Raw genomic sequence first — 13,961 nt, forward strand, 5'->3', positions numbered from 1 at the left:
CCTCCGATGCCAAAACGTACTGACATAAAATCTATCCTGATCCTTGGCGCTGGCCCGATCGTTATCGGTCAGGCGTGTGAATTTGACTACTCGGGCGCGCAGGCGTGTAAAGCGCTGCGTGAAGAGGGCTATCGCGTCATTCTGGTTAACTCCAATCCGGCGACCATCATGACCGACCCGGAAATGGCTGACGCGACCTATATTGAGCCAATCCACTGGGAAGTGGTGCGAAAAATCATCGAAAAAGAGCGCCCGGATGCAGTACTGCCTACCATGGGCGGGCAGACCGCGCTGAACTGTGCGCTGGAGCTGGAGCGCCAGGGCGTGCTGGAAGAGTTTGGCGTGACCATGATTGGCGCCACGGCTGACGCTATCGATAAAGCTGAAGATCGCCGTCGCTTTGACGTGGCGATGAAAAGCATCGGTCTCGATACCGCCCGTTCGGGTATCGCCCACACGATGGAAGAGGCGCTGAAGGTCGCGGAGGAGGTCGGTTTCCCGTGCATTATTCGTCCCTCCTTTACCATGGGCGGCACCGGCGGCGGTATCGCTTACAACCGCGAAGAGTTTGAAGAGATCTGTGAGCGCGGCCTCGACCTCTCTCCGACCAACGAGCTGCTGATTGATGAATCGCTGATTGGCTGGAAAGAGTATGAGATGGAGGTGGTGCGCGATAAAAATGATAACTGCATCATCGTCTGTTCAATTGAAAACTTCGACGCCATGGGCATTCACACCGGCGACTCTATCACCGTGGCGCCAGCGCAGACGCTGACGGATAAAGAGTACCAAATCATGCGTAACGCCTCGCTGGCGGTGCTGCGTGAGATTGGTGTGGAAACCGGCGGCTCTAACGTTCAGTTCTCCGTAAATCCGAAAGATGGTCGTCTGATCGTAATCGAAATGAACCCGCGCGTATCGCGCTCCTCCGCGCTGGCGTCCAAAGCCACCGGGTTCCCGATTGCTAAAGTCGCGGCTAAGCTGGCGGTGGGCTTTACGCTCGATGAACTGATGAACGATATCACTGGCGGTCGCACGCCGGCGTCGTTTGAGCCCTCTATCGACTATGTCGTGACTAAGATCCCGCGCTTTAACTTTGAGAAGTTTGCGGGCGCCAACGATCGCCTCACTACACAGATGAAATCAGTGGGTGAAGTGATGGCGATTGGCCGTACCTTCCAGGAGTCGATGCAGAAAGCGCTGCGCGGCCTTGAAGTCGGCGCTAACGGCTTCGATCCAAAAGTGGATCTGGATGACGCCGACGCGCTGACCCGTATCCGCCGCGAACTGAAAGACGCCGGCTCGGATCGCATCTGGTATGTTGCTGACGCGTTTCGTGCCGGTATGTCGGTGGATGGCGTATTTAATCTCACCAACATCGATCGCTGGTTCCTGGTACAGATTGAAGAGCTGGTGCGGCTGGAAGAGCAGGTTGCACGTGAAGGCGTTAACGCGCTGGATGCCGGCTTCCTGCGCGCGCTGAAGCGTAAAGGTTTTGCTGATGCGCGTCTGGCAGCGCTGGCGGGTGTGGCAGAAAGCGAAATCCGTAAGCTGCGTCAGCAGTACAATCTGCATCCGGTCTATAAGCGGGTGGATACCTGTGCCGCTGAGTTCTCGACCGATACCGCCTATATGTATTCCACCTATGAGGAGGAGTGCGAAGCGAACCCGAATCAGGATCGTGACAAAATCATGGTGCTGGGCGGCGGACCAAACCGTATCGGGCAGGGTATTGAGTTTGACTACTGCTGCGTCCACGCGTCGCTGGCGCTGCGTGAAGATGGTTATGAAACCATCATGGTTAACTGCAACCCGGAAACGGTCTCAACCGATTATGACACCTCCGATCGCCTCTACTTTGAGCCGGTTACGCTGGAAGATGTGCTGGAGATTGTACGGATTGAGCAGCCAAAAGGCGTTATCGTGCAGTATGGTGGCCAGACGCCGCTGAAACTGGCGCGTGCGCTGGAAGCGGCCGGTGTACCGGTTATCGGTACCAGCCCGGACGCGATTGACCGCGCTGAAGACCGCGAGCGTTTCCAGCAGGCGGTGGATCGTCTGAAACTGAAACAGCCGGCTAACGCCACGGTTGCCACGCTGGAGCAGGCGGTAGAGAAAGCTGCCGGTATCGGTTATCCGCTGGTGGTACGTCCTTCCTATGTACTGGGCGGCCGTGCGATGGAAATCGTCTATGACGAAGTGGATCTTAAGCGCTATTTCCAGACCGCGGTATCCGTCTCTAACGATGCGCCAGTACTGCTGGATCGCTTCCTGGATGATGCGGTGGAAGTCGATGTGGATGCCATCTGCGACGGCGAGCGGGTGCTGATTGGCGGCATCATGGAACATATTGAGCAGGCGGGTGTTCACTCCGGTGACTCAGCCTGTTCCCTGCCGGCCTATACGCTGAGCAGCGAGATCCAGAACGTGATGCGTCAGCAGGTTGAGAAGCTGGCGTTTGAACTTAACGTACGCGGTCTGATGAACGTGCAGTTTGCGGTCAAAGATAACGAGGTTTACCTGATTGAGGTGAATCCGCGTGCGGCACGTACCGTTCCATTTGTCTCCAAGGCTACCGGCGTACCGCTGGCCAAAGTGGCGGCTCGCGTCATGGCGGGCAAAACCCTGCTGGAGCAGGGCGTGACGGAAGAGGTCATTCCGCCTTACTACTCGGTGAAAGAGGTGGTGCTGCCGTTCAATAAATTCCCGGGCGTCGATCCGATTCTGGGACCGGAAATGCGCTCCACCGGTGAGGTGATGGGCGTCGGCCGTACCTTTGCTGAAGCCTTCGGTAAAGCGATGCTGGGCGCGCAGAGCAACATGAAGAAAAGCGGTCGTGCGCTGCTCTCGGTGCGTGAAGGCGATAAAAAGCGCATCGTCGATCTGGCGGCGAAGCTGCAGAAGTTTGGCTTTGAGCTGGACGCTACCCACGGTACGGCGGTGGTGCTGGGTGAAGCCGGTATCAATCCACGCCTGGTCAATAAGGTGCATGAGGGACGCCCGCATATTCAGGATCGCCTGAAGAACGGTGAATACACCTATATTGTTAACACCACGGCGGGACGTCAGGCGATTGAAGACTCTAAGCTGATTCGCCGCAGCGCGCTGCAGTATAAAGTGCATTATGACACCACGCTGAACGGCGGCTTCGCGACGGCGATGGCCCTGAATGCGGATCCCACTGAGAAAGTGACTTCAGTACAGGAGATGCATGCGCAGCTGAAAGGCAAATAAGCGCAGCGTCCGTAAGAGACAGCGGCCCCGTATGGGGCCGTTTTTTTTGCCTGAAACAGAGTAGCTATAGCAAACCTGCTGATTTGGCTTAACTTTTAGCTATTGGTGCTGCTAAATAACTTTTTAAGATTTTTCGCACAAATTTATAACCCGCGATCCGGTGAGGGCACCTTACTATCTGGCGCGCTCAACCATAGAGCCTTTACCTTCACCGGAAAATATAAAATGAACATGCGTGCTTTGACTCTTAGCGCAGTGGCTGCGTTACTTATGGCTGCGCCGCTCGCCAGCCAGGCTGAAATTACTCTGCTGAAGCAGGATCCTCAGGCGAACAATGCGTTCGATCGCCTTGGCTTTAAAGTGGGCGGCAGCATTCGCCCGCAGTTTATGCATCAGAATGGCGTAAATGACACATCCTATAAGCGTAACGGCTACGATGGTGGCTCGCGCTTTCGCTTTGGCGCAGACTACGCGATCGCAGAAGATCTGAGCTGGGTAGGCTACTATGAGCTGGGCGTTAACTTCCCGGCGTGGTGGGGCTGGGACCATCACTATGCCAGCGGCGCACGCGATACCTCACGTCGTCAGCTCTATACCGGTTTTAAAAGTGCCAGCCTCGGCGAACTCTATTTTGGTCAGCAAAACAGCGTCTATTACGATGTAGTTGGCGCAAAAACCGATATCTGGGATTACGATATGCTGGCCCAGGGTTCCGGCGTCGGGATCAACGGCGATTACGACGGCAGCTATCGCTCGCGCAAAATGCTGAAGTATAAAACCCGTGCCGGCGCCGCCGATCTGTACGCCTCTTATCTCTTTGAGGATACCGAATACCTGCCGGGTAACGGCCTGCGCTACAAGCGCAACGGCGGCGGATCGCTGGGTGTCAACTATCACATCAGCGATGAACTGGCGTGGGGAACCGCGTGGAATTATACCCGTGCCACCGTACGCAATCCGGGCAATGGCGACAGCGAGCGCTACGATCAGAATATCTGGGGCACCTCGGTCAGCTGGACGCCGGATAGCTGGACGCTGGCGGCAGGCGCCGGCTGGTATCAGAACTTTGCGCCAACCCGCCTGAAAAGCGCAACAAACTACTTTGCGGATGACGCCTGGGGCATCGAATATTTTGCCGGTTATAAATTTGCTGTAGGCCAGTATGCGGTGAAAACCCTGCAGCCTTACGTGATGGGCGATCGCCTGGACTTCGTCAACGGACGCCACTATAAGCGTATCGATAATGGCGTGGGCATCAGTGCGCAGCTCGACTACGGCTTCCGCGTTGATTATGAATATGTCATCACCTCCGATACCAGCAAGGCGCTGGGCAACGTGAACCTGGTCCGTCTGCGTTACGACTTCTGATGACTGCAGCGGCTCCGCGTGGAGCCGCTCAGTGCGCTTTTCTTTACACTCTTTCTGAAAACCTGCCGCTAATGCCGCTGATTTGTGCCAGCTGCGCAGGCGATTATGGCGGCTCTCTCCGTTAATCGCAGTAAAGTCGGTGTAAAGCTCTGCCCGGCAGCCTGAATCTGGCGGCAAAAAGAGCTTTACGCAAATAGCACGGCTGGCCTATCGACGAAACTTTCGCCTTTACGTATCATTGCGCCAATTTTTTCCAGCAGGTTTTAAATCATGATTAGTCTGATCGCAGCACTGGCTGCGGATCGCATTATTGGTATGGAAAACGCCATGCCGTGGCACTTACCCGCCGATCTCGCCTGGTTCAAACGTACTACGCTGAATAAACCGGTGATCATGGGGCGTCTGACCTTTGAATCGATTGGCCGTCCGCTGCCAGGCCGGCTCAATATTGTGGTCAGCAGCCAGCCCGGTACGCACGAGGGGGTGACCTGGGTCACTTCACCGGAAGCGGCAATCGAGGTAGCCGGTGACGCAGAAGAGATTATGGTGATTGGCGGCGGGCGTATCTATGAGCAGATGCTGCCCCGCGCCGATCGTCTTTACCTGACGCATATTGATGCTGAAGTGGAAGGGGATACGCAATTCCCTGATTACGAGCCAGATGAGTGGCAGTCGACGTTCAGCGAGTTCCACGATGCGGATGCGCAAAATTCGCACAGCTACTGCTTTGAGATCCTGGATCGGCGTCGTTAATTGATCCCTGCCTGGCGTGCATAAATGCGCGCCCTGCGCAAAAGCCCCGCTGACATCGCGGGGCTTTTTTTATGGCGTGTTGTTTAGCGGAGGAGTCGCGGCGGCGCCTTCAGCGGCCAGTGCGGCTTCACGCCGGGAGCGCTGTACATAGTATTGCTGTGTTTCCCAGTGCAGCAGCGTCAGCGTGCCGCCCCAGCAGCAGCCGGTATCCAGACCAATAACGTGATCGGGAGTGCTTTTGCCTTCAAGGGAGGCCCAGTGGCCGAAAATCTGCGTGTAGTCACTGCCCATTTTACCCGGCACGTTGAACCAGGGCCGCAGCGGCGGTGGGGCGGAGTCGGGCGCCTCTTTGCAGATCATATCCAGCTGGCCGTTGGGGAAGCAGAAACGCATGCGCGTCAGGGCATTCGTACTGAATCGCAGGCGCGCCAGGCCACTCAGTTCCGGCGTCCAGTTGTTGGGCATATCGCCATACATCGCATCCAGAAACAACGGATAGCTGTCGCTGGAGAGCACCGCTTCTACTTCACGCGCGCATGCTTTTGCCGTCGCGAGATCCCACTGCGGGGTAATGCCGGCATGCGCCATGACGAGCTTTTTCTCTTCATCAACCTGCAGCAGCGGCTGGCGCCGCAGCCAGTTGATCAGCGCATCAGCATCGTCCGCCTCCAGCAGCGGCGTCAGGCGATCTTTCGGTTTATTACGGCTGATCCCGGCGAAAACCGCCAGCAGGTGCAGGTCATGATTACCCAGCACCATGCGTACGCTGTCACCCAGTGATTTTACGTAGCGCAGCACATCAAGTGAACCAGGACCGCGCGCCACAAGGTCGCCGGTCAGCCAGAGTTCATCCTGCTGCGGATCAAAGCTTACCTGCGCCAGCAGCGCGCGCAGCTCATCGTAACAGCCGTGGATATCGCCAATCAGATATGTACTCATGATATCAGTCCGGTAAAACGCGCCGCCCGGACGAGCCGGGCGGGGGGGATCAGTGAATGTAGGTTTGCACGGCGAGGCGAAACACCGGAATATCGACGTTAAAGGCGCTGCCCTCTTCATCGATCATAACGTAGTGGCCCTGCATGGTGCCCATCGGCGTTTCCAGAATCGCACCGCTGGTATACTGGTATTCGCCACCCGGTTCGATAAACGGCTGCTCGCCCACTACGCCATCGCCCTGAACTTCCGTTTCGCGGCCGTTGCCGTTGGTGATCAGCCAGTAGCGGCTGCGCAGCTGAACGCGCGTGCGCCCGGGATTGCGGATAGTGATGGTATAGGCAAACACGTAGCGATCCTCGTCCGGTGAGGATTGCGATTCCACATACTGACTCAGTACCTGAACACAGACGCGCGCCATATCACTCATGCACTTAGTTCTCCGCTGTTTTTGCCTGATGATTACCCAGCCAGTTTGCCAGCTGACAATACTGCGCAACGCTGACGTTTTCAGCACGCAGTGAGGTATCAATATTTAACTCTTCCAGCGCACCCGCCGCAACCAGATGACCCAGGCTGTTACGCAACGTTTTACGACGCTGACCAAAAGCCTCGGTAGTAATGCGGCTCAGGATCTTAACATCACTGACCGGGTAAGGCGGCTGTGCATAAGGCACCAGTCGCACCACGGCAGAATCCACTTTAGGTGGCGGCGTAAACGACTGCGGCGGCACTTCAAGGACCGGGATCACCTGGCAGTAATATTGCGCCATCACGCTGAGACGACCATATGCTTTACTGCCCGGGCCGGCAACCAGACGGTTAACCACCTCTTTCTGCAGCATGAAGTGCATATCTTTGATCGAACCAGTATAGCTGAAAAGATGAAACATCAGCGGCGTGGAGATGTTGTAGGGCAGGTTGCCGAACACGCGCAGCGGCTGACCTTTCTCCTGCGCCAGCGCCGCAAAATCAAAGGTCATCGCATCCTGCTGATAAATGGTCAGCTTGGGACCAAGGAACGGATGCGTCTGCAGGCGAGCTGCCAGATCGCGATCCAGCTCAACGACGGTCAGCGCGTCCAGGCGTTCGCCTACCGGCTCGGTCAGAGCACCGAGACCGGGACCGATCTCGACCAGCGCCTCCTGCTTTTGCGGATGAATAGCAGAGACGATGCTATCGATAATGTACTGATCGTTCAGGAAGTTCTGCCCGAAACGTTTACGGGCGTAATGCCCCTGATGGACGCGATTATTCATTACTGCTCTTGATCATAGTGATGGCGAGATTAAGCGCCGTGATAAAGCTGCCCGGCTCTGCCTGTCCAAGACCGGCCAGTTCCAGCGCGGTACCGTGATCGACAGAGGTTCGGATAAAAGGCAGGCCCAGGGTGATATTCACCGCCCGGCCAAAACCCTGATATTTAAGGACCGGCAATCCCTGGTCATGATACATCGCCAGCACCGCATCGGCATGTTGCAGATACTTAGGCTGAAACAGCGTATCGGCCGGCAGTGGCCCCGTCAGACGGATGCCCTGCTGACGCAGCGCATCCAGCGCTGGCGTAATAGTGTCAATCTCTTCACGCCCCATATGCCCGCCTTCGCCAGCGTGCGGATTAAGACCGCAGACAAAGATATGCGGCTGCGCCAGGCCAAACTTCTGCTGTAAATCCTGATGCAGAATGGTGATGACCTCACGCAGGCTCTCGCGCGTGATGGCGGCAGAGACATCTTTCAGCGGCAGATGGGTGGTTGCCAGCGCTACGCGCAGCGACTCGGTTGCCAGCATCATAACCACGCGATCGCCACCGGCGCGATCGGCAAAAAATTCGGTATGGCCGGTAAACGGAATGCCGGCGTCGTTGATAACGCCTTTATGTACCGGTCCGGTGATCAGCGCCGCAAACTCGCCCTGAAGCGCACCGTCACAGGCGCGCGCCAGCGTCTCAAGGACGTACGCACCGTTAGTCACGCAGAGCTGACCTGGCACCACCGGCTGTGCCGTATCAATCTGCAGCAGCGTCAGGGTACCTGCCTGCTGCGGCTGCGGGGCGCGGTCAGGCTGCCACGGCTGCAGGGTTAGCGGCAGGCCAAGCTGCGCGGCACGCTGCCGCAGCACTTCGCCGTCAGCACAGACGACCAGTTCAACCGGCCAGTTGCGCTGTGCCAGCTGCACCGTAAGATCGGGACCAATCCCGGCGGGTTCGCCGGGCGTGATCGCAACGCGATAGCTATCAGTTGCCATCAAGGATCTTCACGTAGGCGCTGGCGCGCTGCTCCTGCATCCAGGTCTGCGCTTCTTCTGCAAACTTACGGTTGAACAGCAGGCGATAGGCGCGCTCTTTCTGCGCCGCATCGGTTTTATCCACCTGGCGCGTATCCAGCAGCTGAATCAGATGCCAGCCAAACGAAGAGTGCACCGGTGCGCTGACCTGACCTTTCTGCAGCTTCAGCAGCGCGTCGCGGAAAGCGGGATCGTAGATGTCGGGTGACGCCCAGCCAAGATCGCCGCCCTGGTTAGCTGAACCCGGATCGTCAGAGAACTGTTTGGCAGCAGCGGCAAAGGTAGTTTTTCCGCTTTTGATGTCAGCGGCCAGCTGCGTAATTTTTTCACGCGCCTGATCGTCGCTCAGGATCGGTGATGGCTTCAGCAGAATATGGCGGGCGTGTACCTCAGTGACCGAGATATTCTTGCTCTCACCACGCAGATCGTTGACTTTGAGGATATGGAAGCCCACGCCGGAACGAATCGGACCGACCACATCGCCTTTTTTCGCGCTGCTCAGCGCCTGTGAGAACAGCGTCGGCAGCTCTTCAATTTTACCCCAGCCCATGTTGCCGCCTTTCAGCGCCTGAGGATCGGCTGAGTAGGTCACCGCCAGCTTACCGAAATCGGCACCGCCTTTGATCTCCCCCACCAGCTGACGTGCCAGCGCTTCCTGATCGTCAACCTGCTGCTGCGTAGGATTTTCCGGCAGCGGCAGCAGAATCTGACTGATATTCAGCTCGGTGCCCTGCGAGTTCTGTGAACCAATCTGCGTCGCCAGCGTATCAACTTCCTGCGGCAGAATGGTGACGCGACGGCGCACTTCATTGTTACGCACTTCAGAGATCAGCATCTCTTTACGGATCTGCGCACGGTAGTCGCTGTAGTTCATGCCGTCGTAGGCGAGGCGACTGCGCAGCTGATCGACGCTCATACGGTTCTGCGCAGCGATGTTCTGGATCGCCTGATCCAGCTGCTGATCGCTGATCTGCAGGCCCGCTTTTTCACCCATCTGCAGAATAATGTTATCCATGACCTGACGCTCAAGGATCTGATGACGCAACGTACGGTCCTCAGGCAGCTGCTGACCCGCCTGCTGCGCCTGGGATTTTACCGTGCGCATCATGTTATCGACGTCACTTTCCAGCACCACGCCGTTGTTCACGACGGCGGCGACTTTATCAACTACCTGTGGGGCTGCGAAAGCGGTGCCGGCCGACATCGCCGCACCCAGAATCAGCATTCTCCAGTTCTTCATACTTTATCCATTATTGTTTCCGCACTGCGGGATCGCCTGTCAAACATCACAACATCAGAATGCGCGCTGATAGGGAATAATGCCCTGACGCAGCATTTCATTAGTGCCTAAGCCGTAGTTGGAACTCAGGCCACGCAGCTCAATGTTGAACGAGATTTGGTTGTCATATTTACTGTCGTTGTTTTCCCAGCCGTTAATCTTGCGCTCGTAACCCAGACGAATAGCGTAGCAGCAGGAGCTGTACTGCACGCCTACCAGCTGCTCTGCCGGACGGCTGTTGCGGGTATCATAATAGTACGCCCCCACCAGCGACCAGGCATCGGCAATCGGTACGCTGCCGGTTGCACCGACCTGCGAAATGCCATTTTTATAAATCGGATTATTGATCAGGCTGGCGTTGTTACGCGCCTGCGCGACATATTCCGGGCTGCTGTAGCGATAGCTCAGCTGCAGCATGCGATCGGCATCACGGCGATACTCCAGTACCGTATTACCCTGTGAAACGTTGTCGAGACGGGTGTCATACTGCAGTCCGCCACGCACGTTCCAGCGATCGCTGATTTTCCAGTACGTGTCGCCAGCCCATACCAGGCTGCCGGTATCATCTTCTTTATTCGTCTGGTTTACGCCGGTACGCGACGGAGTAAACGAGTAGATTTGACCTACAGAAACGTTAAAACGTTCAACCAGATCGTTGTCATAAATGCGTGTTGTTACGCCGCTTGCCACTTCATTCGAGGAGGCGATGCGATCGAGACCGCTATAGGTGCGATCGCGGAACAGGCCGGTATAGTCGGTCTGCAGCAGCGTAGAGTCGTAAGGATAGATGTTGCTCTGATCGCGATACGGAATATAGAGATACTGAACGCGCGGCTCCAGCGTCTGGGTATAGCCCTGCGACCAGTCCATATCCCGGTCAAATACCAGACGGCCATCCACTTTGAACTGCGGCAGCGTACGGTTTACGGAATCTTTCAGCCGTCCGCTGTTGTTGTTTGTGGCGTCAGGATTAAAGCGGGTGTTATAGCTTTCGATGTTGTCCTGCTGATAGTGCGTCGCCAGCAGTTTTGCTTCGGTATCGAGGCTGGCCCAGCCGTTGGAGAGCGGCAGATTCAGCGTCGGCTCAATATGCAGACGCGTCGCTTCCGGCATCCGGTTGCTGACGTTGGTAAACTTCACCGCCTGTGCATAGACGCGGCCATCAAACGGACCGATATCATTCTGGTAGGCGTTAACGTCAAGCTGCGGCGCAGCACGGTAGACGTTGGCAGAGCTGGTATTGCCGAAGACCTGGAAATCTTTGGTCGACAGCGTCGCATCCCAGTTGGTATCTGCGTAGCCGATGCTGAATTTCTGCGTCGCATAGTTATTGGTCGAGCTGTAATATTTCGAGTCGATATCGTTGAAATAGTAGGGATCGCTGACCTTGGTATAGTCCGCCGCAAAGCGCCAGTGCTGATCGTAAACGCCTGAATGGCGCCAGAAGAAGAGCCAGCGTTTAGAGTCCTGATCGTCTTCAATAGAAGAGCGCGCCGCGCGATCTTTTTCATACTGCTTATCGGACGGCAGGTAATCCAGCTCCATCAGGCCGGCGCCAAACACCGTAAGGTAACGGAACTCCGTTTGCAGCTGCGTACCGCGCTTGCTCATATAGTGCGGCGTCAGCGTGGCATCCGCCTGCGGCGCAATATTCCAGTAGTACGGCAGCATAAACTCGAAGCCGTTATTACTGCCATATTTCGCATTCGGGATCAGGAAACCGGAGCGACGACGATCGCCGATCGGCAGCTGCAGATAAGGGCTATAAAACACCGGCACATTGCCGAGTTTGAAGCGCGCGTTCCAGATCTCCGCCACCTCTTCCTGACGATCCTGGATCACCTCTGATCCCACCACGCTCCAGCTGTTAGAGCCCGGCAGACAGGAGGTAAAAGTGCCATTTTCGAGGATGGTATACCGGTTATTGCCACGCAGCTTCATCTGGTCGGCATCACCGCGTCCCTGGCGACCCACCATCTGGTAGTTGCCGTTCCAGACGTTAGTGTCTTTGGTGTTCAGATTGGACCAGGCTTTCGGACCTTTCAGGATGACCTGATTATCGTCATAGTGCACATTGCCCAGTGCATCCACGGTGCGTACCGGCGCGGTCTGGCCCTCCTGCTGACGCTGATGCAGCTGCATTTCGTCAGCGCGCAGACGGCTGTTACCCTGCTGCACATCGACATTACCGGTGAATACTGCATCGTCCGGATAATTGCCTTTTGCCGAATCGGAATTGATGGTTACCGGCAGGGAGTTAGCGTCACCATTGATAACCGGGCGGTTGTAGCTTGGCACGCCCAGCATACACTGCGACATCAAATCGTCGGCCAGCGCGTGCTGACTATAAAGTGCGGCACCAATCATGGTTGCCAGCAGGGTAGGTATACGTTTTTTCATACGCGGTTTCGATAATTCCATGGACACTGGCATCATGCCGACAATCCGGACAGAGACTAACTTACCGCCCGGCGTAGTGCCAGCGTTAATCCTTTTCTGTCTGCGTTGCCGTTAGGCGCGGAGATAAATGACAGGTATGATAATGCAATTTTCAGCCACAAGCATGGCGAATTGAGGAGTTTATGCGCTACTGGGGAAAAGTTATTGGTCTTGCGCTTGGCGTGATGTCAGGCGCGGGGTTCTGGGGCATTGTCCTGGGTCTGATCATTGGTCATCTGATTGATAAAGTGCGCAGCGTAAAAGGGCAGGGATACTTTGCCAATAATCAGTCGCGGCAGACGCTGTTTTTCAGCACGACGTTTCAGGTCATGGGGCATCTGACCAAATCGAAAGGGCGCGTCACCGAAGCGGATATTCAGATTGCGTCGCTGTTTATGGATCGTATGCAGCTGCACGGAGAGGCCCGCACTGCCGCGCAGCGCGCCTTTCGTGAAGGGAAACAGAGCGACTATCCGCTGCGCAACAAACTGCGTGAGCTGCGCAGCGCCTGTTTTGGCCGTTTCGATCTGATTCGGATGTTTCTGGAAATTCAGATTCAGGCGGCATTTGCGGATGGTTCGCTGCATCCGAACGAGCGGCAGGTGCTGTATGTGATTGCCGAAGAGCTGGGGATTTCACGCCAGCAGTTCGATCAGTTTCTGCGCATGATGGAAGGCGGCCAGCAGTTTGGCGGCGCCGGGGCCTCAGGCGGCGGCTGGCAGCAGACGAAGCGCGGACCCACGCTGGAAGACGCCTGCAGCGTACTGGGCGTGAAAAGCAGTGATGATAACACCACCATTAAACGCGCCTATCGCAAGCTGATGAGTGAACATCATCCCGATAAGCTGGTGGCGAAAGGTCTGCCGCCGGAAATGATGGAGATGGCGAAACAGAAAGCGCAGGAGATTCAGGCCGCATACGACCTGATCCGCAAAGAGAAAGGGTTTAAATAGCCCGGCCATCCCGCCCTTTTTACCGGAAAGAGGGCGGGGTGACGCAGGTCAGAACTCCGCTGGCTGCCGAAATGTCATGCTGCTGCCAAATACCGGATGGGTAATGGTCAGCGACTCCGCATGCAGCTGCAGACGCGCTGCCATCGCCAGCGCCGCCTCATGCGCATAGAAACGATCGCCGAGGATCGGATGTCCCAGCGCCAGCAGATGCACGCGCAGCTGGTGTGAACGACCGGTAATGGGCTTCAGCAGCACGCGCGCGCTGTTATCGGCGGCATACTCCAGCACTTCATACTCCGTCTGAGCCGGTTTTCCCAGTTCGTGACTCACCATCTGCTTTGGCCGGTTCGGCCAGTCGCAAATCAGTGGCAGATCGATCAGGCCCTTTTCCGCTGCCGGATGGCCCCAGACGCGCGCCACGTAGTGCTTTGACGGCTCACGCTCGCGAAACTGACGCTTCAGCTCGCGCTCTGCCGCCTTATTCAGCGCCACCACAATCACGCCGCTGGTCGCCATATCGAGCCGGTGCACCGATTCCGCCTGCGGAAAATCACGCTGGATGCGCGTCATCACGCTATCCCTGTGCTCCTCCAGCCGGCCCGGCACCGAGAGCAATCCGCTCGGTTTGTTGACCACCATAATGTGCGCGTCCTGATACAGAATATGCAGCCAGGGTTCGGACGGCGGATTGTAGGGTTCCATCAGCATGTCAG

General features: G+C 56.6%; 11 protein-coding genes. 4 read left to right on the top strand and 7 right to left on the bottom strand.

Annotated features, from left to right (window positions below; genetic code table 11):
* Window positions 1-6 precede the first annotated feature (6 nt).
* From carB to folA, 3 genes are all read left to right on the top strand, one after another.
* Window positions 7-3,234, top strand: coding sequence for a carbamoyl-phosphate synthase large subunit (gene carB, locus FS690_RS09000; RefSeq protein WP_039382507.1), 3,228 nt, complete (start codon window positions 7-9; stop codon window positions 3,232-3,234).
* Window positions 3,235-3,459: 225 nt separating this feature from the next.
* The gene (locus FS690_RS09005) at window positions 3,460-4,602 is read left to right on the top strand and encodes a porin (RefSeq protein ID WP_108569984.1); all 1,143 of its coding nucleotides are present in this window, start codon (window positions 3,460-3,462) and stop codon (window positions 4,600-4,602) included.
* 270 nt (window positions 4,603-4,872) lie between these two features.
* Window positions 4,873-5,355 carry a type 3 dihydrofolate reductase gene (folA, locus tag FS690_RS09010; protein WP_145339450.1) on the top strand — a complete coding sequence of 161 codons (483 nt, stop codon included), beginning with the start codon at window positions 4,873-4,875 and terminating at the stop codon, window positions 5,353-5,355.
* A gap of 69 nt (window positions 5,356-5,424) precedes the next feature.
* On the opposite strand, the gene apaH is transcribed toward folA, so the two are convergent.
* Genes apaH through lptD form a run of 6 tightly spaced genes read right to left on the bottom strand, consistent with a single transcriptional unit; the run spans window position 5,425 to window position 12,256 of the window.
* The gene (gene apaH, locus FS690_RS09015; RefSeq protein WP_145339452.1) at window positions 5,425-6,294 is read right to left on the bottom strand and encodes a bis(5'-nucleosyl)-tetraphosphatase (symmetrical) ApaH; all 870 of its coding nucleotides are present in this window, start codon (window positions 6,292-6,294) and stop codon (window positions 5,425-5,427) included.
* Between the two features lie 49 nt (window positions 6,295-6,343).
* The gene (gene apaG, locus FS690_RS09020; RefSeq protein ID WP_145339454.1) at window positions 6,344-6,721 is read right to left on the bottom strand and encodes a Co2+/Mg2+ efflux protein ApaG; all 378 of its coding nucleotides are present in this window, start codon (window positions 6,719-6,721) and stop codon (window positions 6,344-6,346) included.
* Window positions 6,722-6,725: 4 nt separating this feature from the next.
* Entirely contained in the window at window positions 6,726-7,550 is an 825-nt protein-coding gene (gene rsmA / locus FS690_RS09025) for a 16S rRNA (adenine(1518)-N(6)/adenine(1519)-N(6))-dimethyltransferase RsmA (RefSeq protein ID WP_039382519.1), read from the bottom strand.
* Entirely contained in the window at window positions 7,543-8,538 is a 996-nt protein-coding gene (pdxA, locus tag FS690_RS09030) for a 4-hydroxythreonine-4-phosphate dehydrogenase PdxA (RefSeq protein ID WP_145339456.1), read from the bottom strand. Before pdxA ends, rsmA begins: the two co-directional genes overlap by 8 nt.
* Window positions 8,528-9,817 (bottom strand): peptidylprolyl isomerase SurA, encoded by a 1,290-nt coding sequence (gene surA, locus FS690_RS09035; RefSeq protein WP_094110725.1) that lies wholly within the window; start codon window positions 9,815-9,817, stop codon window positions 8,528-8,530. Before surA ends, pdxA begins: the two co-directional genes overlap by 11 nt.
* Before the next feature lie 54 nt (window positions 9,818-9,871).
* Window positions 9,872-12,256: an LPS assembly protein LptD gene (gene lptD, locus FS690_RS09040; RefSeq protein ID WP_052246515.1), complete on the bottom strand. Its 2,385-nt coding sequence runs from the start codon at window positions 12,254-12,256 to the stop codon at window positions 9,872-9,874.
* 182 nt (window positions 12,257-12,438) lie between these two features.
* On the opposite strand from lptD, the gene djlA reads away from it, so the two are divergent.
* Window positions 12,439-13,248 (top strand): co-chaperone DjlA, encoded by an 810-nt coding sequence (gene djlA / locus FS690_RS09045; RefSeq protein WP_145339458.1) that lies wholly within the window; start codon window positions 12,439-12,441, stop codon window positions 13,246-13,248.
* 48 nt (window positions 13,249-13,296) lie between these two features.
* Here djlA and rluA read toward each other — a convergent pair whose 3' ends face one another.
* A complete protein-coding gene (gene rluA, locus FS690_RS09050) occupies window positions 13,297-13,956 on the bottom strand; it encodes a bifunctional tRNA pseudouridine(32) synthase/23S rRNA pseudouridine(746) synthase RluA (RefSeq protein WP_039382528.1) in 660 nt (219 codons plus the stop codon).
* Between the last annotated feature and the right edge of the window lie 5 nt (window positions 13,957-13,961).

This window comes from Pantoea sp. PSNIH1, assembly GCF_007680655.1.
In the GTDB taxonomy this organism is placed as follows: domain Bacteria; phylum Pseudomonadota; class Gammaproteobacteria; order Enterobacterales; family Enterobacteriaceae; genus Pantoea; species Pantoea eucrina.

Bases quoted from the DNA above. Each gene is read 5' to 3' on its own strand.
- carB (WP_039382507.1), top strand. From the start codon at position 7: ATGCCAAAACGTACTGACATAAAATCTATCCTGATCCTTGGCGCTGGC.
- FS690_RS09005 (WP_108569984.1), top strand. From the start codon at position 3,460: ATGAACATGCGTGCTTTGACTCTTAGCGCAGTGGCTGCGTTACTTATG.
- folA (WP_145339450.1), top strand. From the start codon at position 4,873: ATGATTAGTCTGATCGCAGCACTGGCTGCGGATCGCATTATTGGTATG.
- apaH (WP_145339452.1), bottom strand. From the start codon at position 6,294: ATGAGTACATATCTGATTGGCGATATCCACGGCTGTTACGATGAGCTG.
- apaG (WP_145339454.1), bottom strand. From the start codon at position 6,721: ATGAGTGATATGGCGCGCGTCTGTGTTCAGGTACTGAGTCAGTATGTG.
- rsmA (WP_039382519.1), bottom strand. From the start codon at position 7,550: ATGAATAATCGCGTCCATCAGGGGCATTACGCCCGTAAACGTTTCGGG.
- pdxA (WP_145339456.1), bottom strand. From the start codon at position 8,538: ATGGCAACTGATAGCTATCGCGTTGCGATCACGCCCGGCGAACCCGCC.
- surA (WP_094110725.1), bottom strand. From the start codon at position 9,817: ATGAAGAACTGGAGAATGCTGATTCTGGGTGCGGCGATGTCGGCCGGC.
- lptD (WP_052246515.1), bottom strand. From the start codon at position 12,256: ATGAAAAAACGTATACCTACCCTGCTGGCAACCATGATTGGTGCCGCA.
- djlA (WP_145339458.1), top strand. From the start codon at position 12,439: ATGCGCTACTGGGGAAAAGTTATTGGTCTTGCGCTTGGCGTGATGTCA.
- rluA (WP_039382528.1), bottom strand. From the start codon at position 13,956: ATGCTGATGGAACCCTACAATCCGCCGTCCGAACCCTGGCTGCATATT.